General features: G+C 65.7%; 11 protein-coding genes. 3 read left to right on the top strand and 8 right to left on the bottom strand.

The genetic code is table 11. The features are described 5' to 3' along the window. Positions 1-137 precede the first annotated feature (137 nt). Positions 138-1,154 (bottom strand): inorganic phosphate transporter, encoded by a 1,017-nt coding sequence (locus LRP66_RS03750; protein ID WP_230481163.1) that lies wholly within the window; start codon positions 1,152-1,154, stop codon positions 138-140. 11 nt (positions 1,155-1,165) lie between these two features. Then, positions 1,166-1,810: a DUF47 domain-containing protein gene (locus LRP66_RS03745; RefSeq protein ID WP_230481162.1), complete on the bottom strand. Its 645-nt coding sequence runs from the start codon at positions 1,808-1,810 to the stop codon at positions 1,166-1,168. A 505-nt stretch (positions 1,811-2,315) separates the two neighbouring features. On the opposite strand from LRP66_RS03745, the gene LRP66_RS03740 reads away from it, so the two are divergent. After that, on the top strand, positions 2,316-4,631 hold the full coding sequence (locus LRP66_RS03740; RefSeq protein ID WP_230481161.1) for a TonB-dependent receptor: 2,316 nt from the start codon (positions 2,316-2,318) through the stop codon (positions 4,629-4,631). 103 nt (positions 4,632-4,734) lie between these two features. Here the strand turns inward: LRP66_RS03740 and LRP66_RS03735 are convergent, their stop codons facing one another. The 3 genes from LRP66_RS03735 to LRP66_RS03725 form a co-directional block, all read right to left on the bottom strand. Continuing rightward, the gene (locus tag LRP66_RS03735) at positions 4,735-5,433 is read right to left on the bottom strand and encodes an HPP family protein (protein WP_230481160.1); all 699 of its coding nucleotides are present in this window, start codon (positions 5,431-5,433) and stop codon (positions 4,735-4,737) included. Positions 5,434-5,551: 118 nt separating this feature from the next. Next, positions 5,552-6,640, bottom strand: a complete 1,089-nt coding sequence (locus LRP66_RS03730; protein ID WP_230481159.1) for a lactonase family protein — start codon at positions 6,638-6,640, stop codon at positions 5,552-5,554. 94 nt (positions 6,641-6,734) lie between these two features. Continuing rightward, complete coding sequence (locus LRP66_RS03725; protein ID WP_230481158.1) at positions 6,735-9,215, bottom strand: PhoX family protein; 2,481 nt, start codon at positions 9,213-9,215, stop codon at positions 6,735-6,737. 440 nt (positions 9,216-9,655) lie between these two features. Here LRP66_RS03725 and rplJ point away from each other — a divergent pair, with 440 nt between their 5' ends. Continuing rightward, positions 9,656-10,177, top strand: a complete 522-nt coding sequence (rplJ, locus tag LRP66_RS03720) for a 50S ribosomal protein L10 (RefSeq protein WP_230481157.1) — start codon at positions 9,656-9,658, stop codon at positions 10,175-10,177. Between the two features lie 69 nt (positions 10,178-10,246). Beyond that, complete coding sequence (gene rplL / locus LRP66_RS03715; RefSeq protein WP_230481156.1) at positions 10,247-10,621, top strand: 50S ribosomal protein L7/L12; 375 nt, start codon at positions 10,247-10,249, stop codon at positions 10,619-10,621. Between the two features lie 105 nt (positions 10,622-10,726). Here the strand turns inward: rplL and LRP66_RS03710 are convergent, their stop codons facing one another. The 3 genes from LRP66_RS03710 to rpoC all read right to left on the bottom strand — a co-directional run bounded on the left by LRP66_RS03710 (position 10,727) and on the right by rpoC (position 17,469). Beyond that, positions 10,727-12,469 carry a hypothetical protein gene (locus LRP66_RS03710; protein WP_230481155.1) on the bottom strand — a complete coding sequence of 581 codons (1,743 nt, stop codon included), beginning with the start codon at positions 12,467-12,469 and terminating at the stop codon, positions 10,727-10,729. 264 nt (positions 12,470-12,733) lie between these two features. Continuing rightward, positions 12,734-12,913: a hypothetical protein gene (locus LRP66_RS03705; RefSeq protein ID WP_230481154.1), complete on the bottom strand. Its 180-nt coding sequence runs from the start codon at positions 12,911-12,913 to the stop codon at positions 12,734-12,736. Positions 12,914-13,182: 269 nt separating this feature from the next. Then, the gene (gene rpoC / locus LRP66_RS03700; RefSeq protein WP_230481153.1) at positions 13,183-17,469 is read right to left on the bottom strand and encodes a DNA-directed RNA polymerase subunit beta'; all 4,287 of its coding nucleotides are present in this window, start codon (positions 17,467-17,469) and stop codon (positions 13,183-13,185) included. Positions 17,470-17,530 lie beyond the last annotated feature (61 nt).

Genomic DNA, 17,530 nt, shown 5'->3' with positions numbered 1-17,530 from the left:
CGCACCGCGACTGGACCCCGGCCTCCGCCGGGGTGGACGGCATAGGAATGGAAGGAGCATTCTCCCCCGCTGGCCTTCGACTTCGCTCAGGCCGAACGGCGGTGGGAGATGCGAAAATGGGGCGGCTGTCGCCCCCCTTATGAGAACAGCCGGGTCAGCATGTAGAACCCCGCGCCCATCACGGCGGAGGCGGGGATGGTGATGATCCAGGCGATCACCACATTGCCCGCGACGCCCCAGCGTACCGCCGTGGCGCGCCGCGCGACGCCCGCGCCGATGATCGATCCGGTGATCGTGTGCGTGGTCGACACCGGAATCCCCAGCGCCGAGGCCAGGAAGATCACGATCGACCCGGCGGTCGAGGCGCTGAACCCCTGATGCTGCGACAGCTTGGTGATGCGCGTGCCCATCGTCTCGATGATCCGCCAGCCGCCGGTCATCGTGCCCAGCGCGATCGCGATGTAGCAGGAGATGGCGACCCAGTGCGGCACCTCGAACGGCCCCGTCAGGCGGCCGGTCGAATAGAGCAGGACGGTGATGATCCCCATCGTCTTCTGCGCATCGTTGAGGCCGTGGCTGAGCGAATAGGCCGCCGAGGAGACGAGGTGCATCGCGCGGAAGCTGCGCTCCGCCTGCCCCGCGCTCGACTTGCGCAGCGCCCAGCTGCTGATCAGCATGACCAGCATGGCGAGCGCCATGCCCAGCATCGGTGACAGCACGATGGCGAGCAGCGTCTTGTTGAGCCCCGCCCACTTCACCGCGTCCATGCCCGCATGGGCGACGCCCGCACCGACCAGCCCGCCGACCAGCGCATGGCTGGACGAAGAGGGGATGCCGCGAAGCCAGGTGATGACGTTCCACGCCATCGCCCCGCCCAGCGCGCCGAAGATGACGGCCGGCGTGACGATGCTCTGGTCGATCAGGCCCTTGCCGATCGTCTCGGCGACCGCGTGGAGGCTGGGGAAGGCGACGGTCAGGAAATAGGCGGCGAAGTTGAAGAAGGCCGCGAAGGCCACCGCCGCGACCGGCGACAACAGCCGGGTCGCGACGACCGTCGCGATCGAATTGGCCGCGTCGTGCAGGCCGTTGAGATAATCGAAGGCCAGTGCGACCAGGATCAGGCCGACCAGAAGCGGAAAGGCGAGTTCGTGCATGACCCCGCGCCTCAGGCGTGATCGATGACGATGCCGTCGATCTCGTCGGCGACGTCCTCGAACGCGTCGAGGATGCGCTCCAGATGCTTGTAGACCTCGCGCTCGATGACGAAGCGCATCGTGTCGCGCTCGCCGCATTCCTCCAGCGTGCGCTTCAGGCCCGCGGCGTGGATGTCGTCGGCGCGGCCCTCCAGCCGGACCAGTTCCTCGGTCAGCGCGTGGAGCCGGTCGCCGTTGCGGGCGACGTCGCGCATCAGCGGCATCGCCTCGACGGTCAGCTTGGCGGCCTCGACCGCGACCGCCGCCATCTCGCGCATTTCGGGCGCGAAGCGGGTCAGCCGGTACAGGCCGATCGCTGTGGCGGCCGCGTGCATCTCGTCGATCGTGTCGTCCAGCGAACCGATCAGCGAGGTGATCGCGGCGCGGTCGAACGGCGTCAGGAAGGTCGAGCGCACCGCGATCAGCACCTGGCGCGTGATCTCGTCGGCGTCATGCTCGCGCGCCGAGACCACCGCGATCTCGTTGGCGGTGTCGCCCTGCGTATCGAACAGCCGAACGGTGGCTTCCGCCCCCGCCAGGATGGTGGCGGCTTGCGCCTCGAACAGCTCGAAGAAATTTCCCGTCTTCGGCAGGAGGCGTTGGAACCAGGCGAACATCAGTCGGTAAACCCCGATAGTGATCTGTTATGCCGCGCGCCTTTGGCGCATGGCCGATCGGGCCACGGCGAAACGCCGGACCACCAAAAGGCCATGAACCGAGGATTGCACGAACGTCGCCCCCCTGACCAGCCACGGTCCCCACGTCAAGCAAAACCCTGTTACACCAATGTGACAGCATCGTCACGGCGGGACAGGCAATCCGGCAGACAATCGACGCCGCCAATGGACCGGGTCGTGACGACCGATCGCATGAGAAAGGATGATTTTCATTCCGCTTAGCCAACGACCGCGATCGGACTCGTCAGTATCGGCAAGCTGCAATCCCACCCGTCCTGGGCGATACGAGGATCGCTTGCCCAATAGGGAAGTTTTCCGGCGACATTGTGCCTTTGGTGCATCACCTCTGTCACGCAAGCGCCATAATGCGCCCCTACCGGCTCGTTTCACCGGGAGAATCAAATCGCTGGACGGCACGTACCGTCCGCCGGAGCTGGGGAACATTATGAAGTCGGTTATCAAGACCGCGGCGCTGCTGGGCGCTGCGTGGGGAACGCTCGCGGCCGCACCGGCCATCGCACAGGTCGCCGATCAGGGTGCTGTCACCCCGGCCGACAACGGCCCCGAACAGGGCCTGGGCGAGATCACCGTCACCGCCGAGCGTCGCTCGGAGAACCTGAACCGCGTGCCGGTCTCGGTCGGCGTGGTCAGCGGTACGGACCTGCGTACCTTCCAGCAGAGCGGCGAGGACATTCTGGCGCTGTCGGGTCGCGTGCCCGGCCTGTATGCGGAAACCACCACCGGCCGCATCTTCCCGCGCTTCTACATTCGTGGCCTGGGCAATATCGACTTCTACCTCGGCGCGTCGCAGCCGGTGTCGATCATCCAGGACGATGTCGTGCTCGAGCATGTCGTGCTCAAGTCGAACCCGGTGTTCGACGTCGACCAGGTCGAGGTGCTGCGCGGCCCCCAGGGCTCGCTGTTCGGTCGCAACACGACGGCGGGCATCATCAAGTTCGACACGATCAAGCCGACCCAGCAGTTCCAGAGCCGCGCGACCGCCTCGATCGGCAGCTACAACACGATCAACATGGACGCCGGTGTCGGCGGCCCGCTGATCCGCGACGTGCTGGCCTTTCGTCTGTCGGCGCTGGTCCAGCACCGCGACAATTGGGTCGACAACGTCTATTCGGGCCCGAGCGCCGACGGCACGCTGACGCCGAAGAAGGACGCGATGGGCGGCTTCACCGAGCGCGACGTGCGGCTCCAGCTGCTCCTCACGCCGACCGACACGCTGTCCTTCAACCTGGCGGGCCATGCGCGCTGGTATGACGGCACCTCGACGCTGTTCCATCGGGGCGCGCTCAAGAAGGGGTCGAACGACGTGTCCGCCGAACCGCGCGATCAGGTCGCGCTGGACGAGGGCCGCGACAATCCGCAATCCTATGACACGCAGGGCGCCTCGCTGCGCGCAGCCTGGGACATGGGTCCGGCCGAGCTGACCTCGATCACCGCCTATGAAACCACGGCGGGCTTCAGCAAGGGCGACACCGATGGCGGCGCGGCGACCAACTTCCGGGTGAACGGCGTGCCCAACGGCTATGGCCTCAGCCAGGGCCAGGTGCGCGGGCTCGACCAGTGGACGCAGGAAGTGCGTCTCGCCTCGACCGGCGGCGGCCCCTTCAAGTGGCAGCTCGGCGGCATCTATTTCGACAGCCGCGACATCACCGACTTCTACCAGCGCGCGTTCCTGATCGGCGCGAACCCCAATAACTGGGTTCGCCTGCACGACGTCAACACGAGCTGGGGCGTGTTCGGCCAGGTCAGCTATCAGGCGACCGATCGCCTGACCCTGACCGCCGGTGGCCGCATCAGCGAGGATACCAAGCGGACCCAGCTGCTGCGCACCGCCGACAGCGCCGCCGGTGTTTCCACCTATCGCGGTCGCCGCGACGTGCGCCTGTCGGACACCCAGCCGAGCTGGGACCTGTCGGCGCTCTATGAGGTCAACCCGAACCTGAACGTCTATGTCCGCGCCGCGCGCGGCTTCCGCGGGCCCACCATTCAGGGCCGGTCGGCGGTGTTCAACTCGGACTTCACCACGGCGAATTCGGAGACCAACCTGTCGTTCGAGACCGGCTTCAAGTCGAAGCTGTTCGACAACACGCTGCGCCTGAACGCCGCCGCCTTCGCCTATCGGGTCAAGGGCATCCAGCTGAACGGCAACGACTCGGACGGCAACGGCGTACTGTTCAACGCCGACAAGGCGATCGCCTATGGCCTGGAAGCCGACGCGCAGTGGCTGCCGGTGCGCAACCTGGCCTTCTCGGCGGGCGTCAGCCTGCTCCACTCGGAGATCCGCGACAAGCGCGTCTTCGCGCAGACCTGCGGCCTGAACGGGGTGCAGGTGTGCACCGTGCTCGACCCGTTCGTCACCCGCACAGTGTTCGGCGCCAACGCCTATTTCGCGCAGATCGACGGCAACCCGCTGCCCAACGCGCCGGAATACAACGTCAACGTCGCGGCCAAGTACGACATCCCGCTCGCCAACCAGGGCAAGGCGTTCATCTCCACCGACTGGAATATCCAGGGCTATACGAACTTTGTCCTGTACCGGACCAAGGAGTTCTATTCGAACGGTAATTTCGAGGGTGGCCTGAGCATCGGCTATTCCGCGCCGGGCGACGACTGGAGCCTGTCGCTCTTCGCGCGCAACATCACCAACGAGAAGAACCTGAAGGGTGTGATCGAGAACTACATGGCGGCCGTGTTCAACGAGCCGCGCATCATCGGCATCTCGTTCAGCGGCAAGTATCGCTGATCGGCGTGACCGGATGATGGGAAAGGCCCGTCCCTCAGGCTGAGGGGCGGGCCTTTTTCATTCCACGCGTTCCGCCCGAGCACAGTTGAGGGCCACGCTCCCCTCACCCGCCCCGCAGGAACCGCGCCCGCCGGACCGGCACCGCCCGCCCGCGCGCATGACGCTCGGCATGGGCGAGCAGCGTATCGAGGTCCTCGCGCGCGATATCGAAGCTTTCGTGCATGTCGGCCAGCGCGGCGTCGACATCCTCGGGCCGGATGCGGGAGGCGTCCGCGCCTGGCGGCATCACCGCCGGTTCATGCGGATAGCTGCGGCCCGTCGCACGGTGGAAGAACATGCCGATCGCGACCAGCGCGATCGAGTTGATCGCCACCGGCGCGAAGGCGAAGGCAAAGCCCGCCGCGTGAATGCCCTGGCTGCCGATGACGGCGGTCAGCGCGGCAGCGCCCCCCGGTGGATGCAGGCAGCGCGCGAGCGACATGACCAGGATCGCTCCCCCCACCGCGCATCCCGCCGCCAGGGGCAGGGACGGGATCGCCTGGAAGGCCGCCACCCCGACCAGCGTCGAGAGGACATTCCCGCCGACCACCGACCAGGGCTGGGCCAGCGGACTGGCGGGCACGGCGTAGACCAGCACGGCGGACGCGCCCAGCGGCGCGACGATGATCGGCAGGTCGGGCCCGAGCAGCGGCAAGCCCCCGCAGACGATGATCGTCAAGGCGATGCCGATCACCGCCCCGACACAGGCGACGAGACGGCCGGGCAAGGTGGCGCCGGCGAGTAGAGGTTGGAAAAGGCGCATCGTTGCTTTTTAGTATGGGGGTGAATGGGGTGGCTTGATCAAGGGCTTGCGCGATCGGAATCGGGGCCTGCCCTCCCCCACCCCCTCCCGCCCGCCGGACGGGAGCGGTATGGCGGGCTCAGGCTTCGGCCAGGAAGACCACGCCGGGAATGGCGAGGCTCTGCCCGGTCGACGTCAGCCGCCCGTCCTTGCCGATCCGGAACGTCACGACCGTCCCCGACCGCTCATTGGCCACCAGCATTTCCCCCCGCCCCTCGCGCATCAGGAAGAAGCGCGGCCAGTCGCCACCGGTCGGCACATGCTGGATCAGCGTCGGCTCGCCCCTGGCATCCAGGCGGAACACGGTGATGCTGTTCGCTCCGCGATTGGAGACGTAGAGCGTCCGCCCGGCCCGATCGATCGCGATATGCGCGGCGAAGGAGGCGGGACCGCCCTCGGGCACCAGCGCCCGTTCGCCCGCCGTCCGGAACCGGCCATCGTCGCGTATGTCGAGCACGAACAGCCGGGGCTGCAATTCGCAGGCGACATAGGCGCGCTTCAGGGTCGGATGGCGGACCATATGACGCGGCCCGACGCCCGCGGGCGCGGACCAGGCGATGCCATGCTCGGCGATCGTCCGGGCGGCGGGGTCGAAGCGATAGGCGAAGATCGCATCCGCGCCGAGGTCGATCGAATGCAGCCAGCGCCGATCGGGACTGAACCCCACCCAATGCGCATGTGGCCCCGCCTGGCGTTCGGCATTGGGGCCCTTGCCGCGATGCTGGAAGACGGTCGGTTCGCCCGGCGCGCCGGTGCGTCGGTCGAGCTGATAGAAGGCGACCGAACCGCTCGAATAATTGGCGACCGCCAGACATGCGGCGCTGCGGTCGAGCGCGACATGGCACGGGTCCGCGCCGCCGGTCGAGGCCCCGCCCCGGACGTGCCAGCCGGGGCCATATCCGGCGACCCGCCCCTCGGTCTGTTCGCGCAGCAGGTAGAAGGCGCCGCCCGGACCGTCGCCGACCCCGAAGGACGCGTTGACGATCCCCGCCACCGGCTGCCCCAGCCGCCCGTTGACGATCGGGTACAGCCCCTTGCCGCCCTCATTGGCATAGGTGCCCGCGATCAGCCGGTCGCCACCCGGTCCCTGCGCCAGCGCGGGGCCGATCGCGCTTCCCAGCCCGATCGCCGCCGCCCCGATCATGATCTCGCGCCGTGTCGTCGTCATGCCTGTCCCCTTTTCTCCTTCCCTTCAAACGACAAAGGGGGCGGGAAGGCAATCACCTTCCCGCCCCCGATGGGCCCTGCCTGCGGTCAGCCGATCAGATCGCGACCACGCCGCCGTCATTCTTGGTGATGACGATCGTGGCCGAGCGCGGACGGATGGTCGCCGCCGCGCTGCCCGCCTGGCTGTCGGGCCAGTTGCTGGTCGGGGCGCTCGGGCTGGTCGCGCCTTCGCCCGGATGCTGGATGTTGACGAAGACCGAGGTGCCGTCCGGTGTCGAATGGATGCCCGTGATCTCGCACTGCTTCGGCCCGACCAGGAAGCGCTTCAGCGTCACGCCGGGCGCCTTGCCGATCCGGGTGGTGACCGTCGCGGTCGAACCGCCGGCACTGCTGGTGACCGATCGCGTGCCGCCGTCGCCGACCCGGCCGGGGATCGCGGCCAGCATCATGCAGTTGGTGACGTCGGTGAAGGCGCCATCGTCGGTCTGGATCCACATGACCGGCGTCTGCTGGCCCGCGACGTTGCTCGGCAGGCTGAACCACAGGCCGTCGGGCGAGGAGAAGTCGTTGGTCGCGTCGAGCCCCGACAGATTGATATTGGCCGGATCCAGGTCCGCACCCGCGCCGAACGCATAGACGTCCCAGGTGAAGCCGGTCGCCTCGGTCGTATCGTTCGTCTCGCGCAGACGGATGATGTGCCCGTTGCGATTGCCGACCGAGGTGGAGGGCGGATCGACATAGGCGCGCGGATTGGCCGCATCGACGCCGGTGTTGCTGCCCGAGGCGACCGGACGGCGCGAGGCGTTGTTGGTCAGCGTGCAATACATCTCGCCGGTCGCCGGGTTGACGGCGGTCCATTCGGGCCGGTCCATCTTGGTCGCGCCCAGCACGTCGGCGGCGAGGCGGGTGTTGATCAGCACATCGGCCTGATCGGCAAAGGGATAGACGCTGTTGGAGGCGTTCAGCCCGTTCTGCCCGAACACCAGCGGCATCCACGTGCCGGTCCCGTCCGCGTTGAACCTGGCGACATAGAGCGTGCCAGTGTCGAGATATTTGTCGCCCACCGCGAGGCGATCGGTCGCATTGGCGTCCGAGGCGCTCCACGGCGTCGCCGAGACGAATTTATATACATATTCGTTCTGCGCGTCGTCGCCCATGTAGAAGGCCGGGCGGACGCCCGCGATCATCCGGCCGCTCTGGCAGCCTTCATGGTTCATGCGGCCCAGCGCGGTACGCTTGCGCGGGGTCGAACCCGGGTTGAACGGATCGATCTCGACCACCCAGCCGAACTGGAACGGCTCGTTGCGGAAATCGGCGGTGCCATCGGCGGCGAGCGCCGCATCGGCGGTCGCGTTCCAGCGGCGGAAGACCGTGCTGGACGAATCGGACGGGGTCACGGTCGCCCAGTTGTAGTTGCCGGTACGCGGCTCGCTGATGCCATAGCGGGCGAGCGAGACATTCTGCCTGGGATTGGTGGTGGCCCGCACCGCCGCATCTCCGCTGAGACGACGGAAATAGCCCGCCCAATTCTCTTCGTTGGTGAGGTAGGTGTGCCACGCCATCGTGCCGTTGGCGCAGTTGTTGATCGTGCCGCGCCCGCCGCTCCCATCGGTCGAATAGGCGGTCTTCAGCCAGGCATTGCCCTTCACCGGGCCGCTGAACGCCATCGGCGTGTTGGGTGTGATGCGGCGATTGAGCGACGAGCCCTGGACATAGCTCCAATTGCCGTTCGTGCGGGTGACCTCGATCACCGAGACGCCGTGGCATTCGATCTCCTTGATCGCCTCGCTCTCGGGACGGGGAACCGGCGACATGCCGTTCACATGCAGATACTGCTCGCTGATATTCTCGTGGTTCAGGACCAGCAGGCCCCGCGTGCTGTTGTTCGCGTCCGGATTGCTGCCCGACGCGGACAGCCCGAAATAGCTCATGCCGTCATGATGGTCGCCCGCACGCTGCGCGAAATTGCCGTCGGTGCCGTTGTTCGCATAGGCCGCGACGCCCGAGGCGATGGGATCGCCCAGCCGGTAGAGCACGGTGACGCTATAGCCCGAGGGCACCGTCACCACGTCCGCCAGGCTGTGCGGCACGGCGGTGAAGTCGAGCGTGATCGGCGTGACGGCGACGGTCACGCTGTTATTGGTGACCAGCCCGTCGCGACTGGTGATCTCGAGGTTGAAGGCGAGCTGCGTCGCGGTGGCGACGGCGGGCGCGCGGAACGAGGCGACGAGCTGGTTGGCATTGGTCAGCGTGACCGACGGGCCCGCCGTCTGGCTCCAGTTGACGTTGGCCACCTGGCCGCTGCCCACGGTGCCGGTCAGCGTGACGGCACGGCCCGCCGCGACGCTTGCCGTGCTGCCCGCCGCCGTGGCGGTGACGGCCTGCGGATTCTCGTCGTCACACCCGGCCAGCAACACGCCGCCGAACAGCGCGGTCGTCATCGCCGACACGCCGTGACGCAGCGTCTGGCGCCGCGACAGGCGGGTGGCGATGAGCTCGCTCATATGCGTGTTGGCGGAACGGTTGGTATCGATGTCGCCATCGTCATAGGCGACCAGGTTGTTGATATCCGACATGGAAAATCCCCCGGCACCGCGCGGGGACAGCGCGGTCTCTCCAACCGCCGTCTGCCGAACCAACAAGTCATGCTCGCTTCATTTCCGCGTCATGCCAGTGACTTAAGCGTGACGCTTAGATGACATTGGTGTCATTTTGGGCCGTCACTTGACTCGCTGACGCGATCCGGGTAGGCGCACCCCCGCATCCGAAGGGCTCGTCCCATCGGATTCCGTCCAAGACAGCAGGTGCCGGGGAATATGCCCTGGCTTAATCTCCTGCCGAGACGGGGAAAAGGATTTTGCCGGTCGTGCCACTCGCTGGCCCCGCCCGGTCTGCCCCGCGTTTCTCACGCGTCGGTTGCCCATTCCCCATCGCTGGACACCCCGAGGGGTGGTCACACCCCCCGGTCAAGCAACCGGGATGACCGTTCGCGGTCGTTCCAACCATGGAGAATGGCATGGATCGCGATCAAAAGAGCCAGGCCGTTGCCGAACTGAACCGCAACTTCAACGAGGTTGGCGTGGTGGTCATCACCCGCAACCACGGCATGACCGTCGCCCAGTCGACGGCCCTGCGCACGAAGATGCGGGAAGCCGGCGCGACCTACAAGGTCTCGAAGAACCGGCTTGCCAAGATCGCAGCCCAGGGCACCGACTATGCCGGTGTCGCTGACATGCTGACGGGTCCCGTCGGCATTGCCAGCTCGATCGATCCCGTGGCCGCCGCCAAGGTGGCCGTGGAATTCGCCAAGACGACCGACAAGTTCGAGATCGTCGGCGGATCGATGGGTGCGAACGTCCTTGATGTCGCAGGCGTTCAGGCGCTGGCGACTCTGCCCTCGCTGGACGAGCTCCGGGCGAAGATTGTCGGCCTCATCGTGGCACCCGCCACGAAGCTGGCAACCATCACCCAGGCTCCCGCGGCGCAGATCGCCCGCGTCCTCGCGGCTTATGCCGACAAGGACAAGGAAGCCGCCTGATCTTCGGGCGTACACGATTGAACTGACACACTCGGGCCACTTCATCCGGCCCGTATTGGAGATAAGAACATGGCAGACCTGAACGCGCTGGTTGACCAGCTGAGCGAGCTGACCGTCCTCGAGGCCGCTGAGCTCTCGAAGATGCTCGAAGAGAAGTGGGGCGTCTCGGCCGCCGCGGCTGTTGCCGCTGCGCCTGCCGCTGGCGGCGCTGCCGCTCCGGCCGCTGAAGAGAAGACCGAGTTCGACGTGATCCTCACCGGCGACGGTGGCAAGAAGATCAACGTCATCAAGGAAGTCCGCGCGATCACCGGCCTGGGCCTGACCGAAGCCAAGGCGCTGGTCGAAGGCGCTCCGAAGCCCGTCAAGGAAGGCATCAACAAGGACGAGGCCGAGAAGATCAAGAAGCAGCTCGAAGAAGCCGGCGCGACCGTCGAGCTCAAGTAATCGGACTGCGGGGGCAACCCCGCACCCGTTCGCTTGGCGAGCCAAGGATAAGGGCGGCCCCTTCACGGGGGTCGCCCTTTTCTGTTGGGCGGCGTCCCCTCGCCGCTATCGCACCCGTCGCCAGGGCTCGCCGTCACGCATGTCCAGCCGACACAGGCCGGTCAGGGCATGGCGTCGGGCATAGGCCATCGCCCGCGCATCATAATCGGCGGCCAACGGATCACCGAATGCCCAGTCGGGCGGGTTGAAGGTCGAGAAGCCGTTCACCGTCGGCACGCGCCACCGCTCCGCGAGAAACATCGCATCGACATTGTGCGGATACAGCGCGTTGAGTTCGGCATTGATGTAGACACGCTCACCAACCCGCGTCGCAACGGCGTAGAATATCCGGCACTCCTCGGGCGGCGCCGGAATCCCGTCGAGCGCGATCCGTTGAACCCGTCGGCTAAGCTGCGCGGCGGTCTCGGCGCTCAGATTCTCGGCCAGCAGCAGCGCGATGATCGCGACCGCCCACCCGGGTCCGGACCGGAGTAGCGTCGCCATGCGCGTCCGCCAGTTCGCCACGACGATCAACAGGAAGGGCAGCGCCAGCCATAGCTGATAGCGCGAAACGACCCGCATCCCCTTCGCTCCCGGGACAAGGTAGAAGACGAGGCTCCACGGGGAGGTGACCCAGAATTGCAGGGTCAGCGCCCAGGCGACGATCATCGCCAGCGTGAATGCGCGCCATATGACCGGCGCCTCACCATCGCCCAGCTCGCGCCGGACGACGATCCGCCACGCCGCCACGATCAGCAAGACGCAGAGAAGCAGCGGAAACCCCGCCTCATGCTCGCCGCGCAACACCCGCCCCGCCAGGGCCGGATCGTCGGGCAGGACGGCATGGACCAGCGCCAGGAGAGGGCGGAACATCCACCCCCATAGCCAATTGTCGGGCCCGACATTCACCATGTCGACCATTGGCGTCACGAGATAGCCGAGCATCTCATAATAGCCCTCGCCGCCCGTTTCGCGCATTTTGGGCAGATAGACGGACAGGAAGGGGATGATGAGGACGCCGAAGGCCCCGCCACCGATGGCGAGCGTCCCGGCATGACGCCGGACCAGCCGCGCTACGGCGGCCGGGGCGGCATCGCCGCTCAACACGCCCCAAAACAAAAGGAACAGGCAGGCGGAGAAAATGGTGAACCAGGCCATGTAATAGGCGGTCAGCAGCCAGGCCGCCATCAAGGCCGCCAGCGCCACCGCCAGAAGCCTGGCGCGCATCCGCCGCCCCGCCGCCTCGGCCCGGACGCAGGCGATCGACAGCATCATCGCCACGGGCTGGAGCGCGACGCTCTGCAACTGGGCATGGACCGCCTGCAACGCGATATTGCTTGCGATCGTCCAGGCCAGCGCGACGAACAGCCCCGCCATCCGCCCCCATCCAAGCGTCCGCGTCACCAGCGCATAGGCGCCGAAGAAACCGATCGTCTTGAAGGTCAGGATATTGAGCGTGTCGGCGTGGAAGGGATCGGCCAACAACCGCCAGAAGGAATAGGACAGACCATAGAGGACATAGCCGTCATTATAGCCGAGCGTCCCGCCATAAGGGTGGAAGTAGAATGCGCCGTCCCACGGTGACACCCCCGCCCAGACATTGCGCCAATGTTCGAGGATGGTCATCTCGATCAGCGCGTCGCCACGCTCGCCGAAGCCGAGATCGAACCCGCTGGCGATCGGCACGCGAAAGAAGACCATCATCGCCACGGCATAGGTCAGGACCAGCGGAAGGATATCGATGCCTGTCCGCGCCCATCTGACAGGCAGGGATCGGACAGTCGCCAGGCCGGGATTGAGCGTCGCCATCCCGGCGCGTTAAGGGACAATGGCGGGGACTGTCGAGCAGCCCGGTCTTGCAGATGCGCTGACGCGATGCGGCTTGTCAGGCTATTTCAGACGCTTGTCATCGATGACAATTTTTGCCTTCAAAGAAGGGCCCCGACCATCTGGCTGGTTGCGATGCCCTCCCCCTCCCTCGTAAGGGGCGAGGGCGGACCGAATGCTGCTCGACGTCGGATGAAGAGCAATCGCCGGGTCGCCCCAAAAACAAGGGGCCCGAAGGCCCCCGTCTTATTCCGCCGCCTCGATCACGTCGGGTTTCTCGGACTGGCTATAGACCCGGTCGAGATAGTGGTTGGCGATGATGTAATGCGCTCGAACCGCTGCCGGGTGGGTGGCCTTCTGGGCTAATTCGAGTTCCGTTTCAGCACGTTGGTAGAAATAGTCTTCGTCAATCTCGGGGGACGTCATTTCAGGTCTCCGGGGTCCCATCGGCGTGCCAACAACCCGCACGCGTCCGGGATCTTCTCCAATGTTCGTATATGGTTGGGAGGGCGTTTGAGTTCCCGCGCAACGGCTTCGCGCACCCTCCATTCGGCGCAAAACCGTCGTTTTTATCGCATCATCGGTGTCGCAAGACGGGACCCGCGGCATCGATTCACATAGCTTGTCGATCTTCGTAAAAAGCCGCCGCCCGGTTGCCCGGACGACGGCCTTTCAACACCAATCCGTCAGACGGATCAGTCGTTCAGATACTCACCGGCATCGGCATCCGTGCCATGACCGGACGGTGCGACTTCGGCCAGCGGATCGTTGCCCGTGCCGCCAGCGTCACGCGCCGAACGAGCCTGCTCGGCGGCGCGCTCTTCGGCGGCGCTGACCGGTGCGATGATCGCCTCGGCCAGCTTGCGCTGCTGCGCGCGGAGCGCCGCGTCACGGCTGGACGCCGCCACGCGCAGGCGGTTCATGCCCGCGCCGGTGCCCGCCGGGATCAGGCGGCCGACGATGACATTCTCCTTCAGGCCCATCAGCGTGTCCTGCTTGCCCTGGACCGCCGCCTCGGTGAGGACGCGGGTGGTCTCCTGGAACGACGCCGCCGAGATGAAGCTGCGGGTCTGCAAGCTCGCCTTGGTGATGCCGAGCAGGACGGGCTTGCCCTGCGCACGCGCCTCGTTGGCACCGAGCTTCTCGTTGATCGCGTCCATTTCCTCGCGATCGACCTGCTCGCCCTTCAGCAGCGTGGTGTCGCCGCCGTCGGTGATCTCGACCTTCTGCAGCATCTGACGAACGATCGTCTCGATGTGCTTGTCGTTGATCTTCACGCCCTGGAGTCGATAGACTTCCTGGATTTCGCTGACCAGATATTCGGCCAGCGGCTCCACGCCCATCGTTTCCAGAATGTCGTGCGGATCGGGCGAGCCGCCGATCAGGTTGTCGCCACGCTTGACGTAGTCGCCTTCCTGAACGTCGATCACCTTCGACTTCGGGACCAGATACTCGACGACCTCGCCGCCATCCTCGGGCTGGATGCCGATCTTGCGCTTCGCCTTGTAATCCTTGCCGAACACGACACGGCCCGAAACCTTGGCGATGATCGCCGAGTCCTTGGGAACGCGCGCTTCGAACAGTTCGGCGACGCGCGGCAGACCGCCGGTGATGTCGCGGGTCTTGGCCGACTCGCGGGCGACACGCGCCAGAACGTCACCGCCCTGGACCTGCGCCCCGTCCTCGACCGAGAGCGTCGCACCCGGTGCCAGCATGTAGCGACCGGCCTCGCCCGAATTGTCGTCGAGCAGGGTCATGCGCGGACGCAGATCCTCCTTCGACTTGGTCGAGGCGCGATATTCGGTGACGACGCGCTGGGCGATACCGGTGGCTTCGTCGACCTGCTCGGTCAGGGTCTTGCCCTCGATCAGGTCCTGGAACTTCACCGTACCGGGGTTTTCCGTAATCACCGGCATGGTGAACGGATCCCACTCGGCCATGCGGTCGCCCTTCGACACGATGTGACCATCGTCGAACAGGACATAGGCACCGTAAGGAATACGGTCGACCGACAGCTCACGACCGTCCATGTCGACGATCGCGATCTCACCCGAACGGCTCAGCACCACGCGACGGCCACGCTGGTCGACGATCAGACGCAGGTCGCGGAACTGGACGGTGCCGTCCACCGCCGCTTCCAGGTTCGACTGCTCGTTCAGCTGCGCCGCGCCACCAATGTGGAAGGTACGCATGGTCAGCTGCGTGCCCGGCTCACCGATCGACTGCGCCGCGATGACGCCGACCGCTTCGCCGATGTTCACCGGCGTACCGCGGGCGAGGTCACGGCCATAGCACTTGCCGCAGACACCGATCTTCGATTCGCAGACCAGCGGGCTGCGGATCTTGACCGACTGGGTGTTCGCCGCCTCGATGCGGGCCACCATCGGCTCGTCGAGCAGGACGCCCGATGCGATGATGACTTCGCCGGTCTTGGCGTTGACGATGTCCTCGGCCGTGGTGCGGCCCAGGATACGCTCGCCGAGCGAGGCGATGGTCGAACCGCCCTGCACGATCGCCTTCATCTCGAGGGCGCGGGTCGTGCCGCAATCCTCTTCGATGATGACGCAGTCCTGCGACACGTCCACCAGACGGCGGGTCAGGTAACCCGAGTTCGCCGTCTTCAATGCCGTGTCGGCCAGGCCCTTACGCGCGCCGTGGGTCGAGTTGAAGTACTCAAGGACGGTCAGACCTTCCTTGAAGTTCGAGATGATCGGCGTCTCGATGATCTCGCCCGACGGCTTGGCCATCAGGCCGCGCATACCCGCCAGCTGCTTGATCTGCGCGGGGCTGCCACGGGCGCCGGAGTGGGCCATCATGTAGATCGAGTTGATCGGCTTCTCACGGCCTTCCATCGGGCCGTCCTCGTAATGACGGACCGCCTTGATCTCGTTCATCATCGAGTTCGCGACCTGGTCGCCGCAACGGCTCCAGGCGTCGATCACCTTGTTGTACTTCTCCTGCTGCGTGATCAGGCCGTCCTGATACTGCTGCTCGAAGTCCTTCACCTGCTCGCGCGTCTCGTCGACCAGACGGTCCTTGTCCGGCGCGATGATCATGTCGTCCTTGCCGAACGAGATGCCGGCGCGGAAGGCGTGACGGAAGCCCAGCGCCATGATCGCATCGGCGAACAGCACCGTCTCCTTCTGGCCGGTGTGACGATACACCTCGTCGATCACCTCGCCGACGTCCTTCTTGGTCAGGACGCGGTTGACGATGTCGAAGGGCACCTTGTGGCTCTTCGGCAGCGTCTCGCCCAGCAACATGCGGCCCGGCGTCGTCTCGAAGCGCTTGAGATACTGGTTACCCTGCTCATCGGTCTGCGGAACGCGGCTGATGATCTTGGTGTGCAGCGTGACGGCACCGGCGAAGAGGGCCTGATGGACCTCCTCCATGTCCGCCAGCATCATGCCTTCGCCCGGCTCCTTCTCCTTCTGGAGCGACAGGTAGTACAGGCCCAGCACCATGTCCTGCGACGGCACGATGATCGGCTTGCCGTTCGCGGGCGACAGGATGTTGTTGGTCGACATCATCAGGACGCGCGCTTCCAGCTGCGCTTCGAGCGACAGCGGGACGTGCACGGCCATCTGGTCGCCGTCGAAGTCGGCGTTGAACGCCGAGCAGACCAGCGGGTGAAGCTGGATCGCCTTGCCCTCGATCAGCACCGGCTCGAACGCCTGGATGCCCAGACGGTGAAGCGTCGGCGCGCGGTTCAGCATGACCGGGTGCTCGCGGATCACCTCGTCCAGGATGTCCCAGACTTCCTTTCGCTCCTTCTCGACCCACTTCTTCGCCTGCTTCAAGGTCATCGACAGACCCTTGGCGTCCAGACGGGCGTAGATGAACGGCTTGAACAGTTCGAGCGCCATCTTCTTGGGCAGGCCGCACTGGTGCAGCTTGAGTTCCGGGCCGGTCACGATGACCGAACGACCCGAATAGTCGACGCGCTTGCCGAGCAGGTTCTGACGGAAGCGGCCCTGCTTGCCCTTGAGCATGTCGGACAGCGACTTGAGCGGACGCTTGTTGGCACCCGTGATCGTGCGGCCGCGACGGCCATTGTCGAACAGCGCGTCGACCGCCTCCTGCAACATGCGCTTTTCGTTGCGGACGATGATGTCCGGCGCACGCAGCTCCATCAGGCGCTTGAGGCGGTTGTTGCGGTTGATGACGCGGCGATACAGGTCGTTCAGGTCCGAGGTCGCGAAACGACCGCCGTCCAGCGGCACCAGCGGGCGCAGCTCGGGTGGAATGACCGGGATCACTTCCAGGATCATCCATTCGGGACGGTTGCCCGATTCGATGAAGCTCTCGACGACCTTCAGGCGCTTGATGATCTTCTTGGGCTTCAGCTCCGACTTGGTCGTCGCCAGCTCTTCCAGAAGCTGCACGCGCTCGCCCTCGAGGTCGAGGCTTTCAAGCATGATGCGAACCGCCTCGGCGCCGATTCCGGCCGAGAAGGCGTCCTCGCCATATTCATCCTGCGCGTCGAGCAGCTCGTCCTCGGTGAGAAGCTGATACTTCTCCAGCGGGGTCAGGCCCGGCTCGATGACGATATAGGCTTCGAAGTACAGCACGCGCTCGAGCTGCTTGAGCTGCATGTCGAGCAGCAGGCCGATGCGCGACGGCAGCGACTTCAGGAACCAGATGTGCGCGACCGGGGCGGCCAGTTCGATATGGCCCATCCGCTCGCGGCGGACCTTCGACACCGTGACCTCGACACCGCACTTCTCGCAGACGATGCCCTTGTACTTCATGCGCTTGTACTTGCCGCACAAGCATTCGTAATCCTTGATCGGACCGAAGATGCGCGCGCAGAACAGGCCGTCACGCTCGGGCTTGAACGTGCGGTAGTTGATCGTCTCGGGCTTCTTGATCTCGCCGAACGACCAGGAACGGATCTTGTCGGGCGACGCGATGCCGATCTGAATCTGGTCGAAGGTTTCCGGCTTGGCCACCGGATTGGCGAAGTTGGTCAGTTCGTTCATCTTGCTTTCCTCACAGGGAGGGAAAATTCATCGGGCGAGGCAGACAAGGCGCCGGTGGGGC

Origin of the sequence: Sphingomonas sp. Leaf21 (genome assembly GCF_916858675.1) — a bacterium.
Taxonomy (GTDB): domain Bacteria; phylum Pseudomonadota; class Alphaproteobacteria; order Sphingomonadales; family Sphingomonadaceae; genus Sphingomonas.
This window is presented reverse-complemented; position numbering and strand designations above follow the sequence as displayed.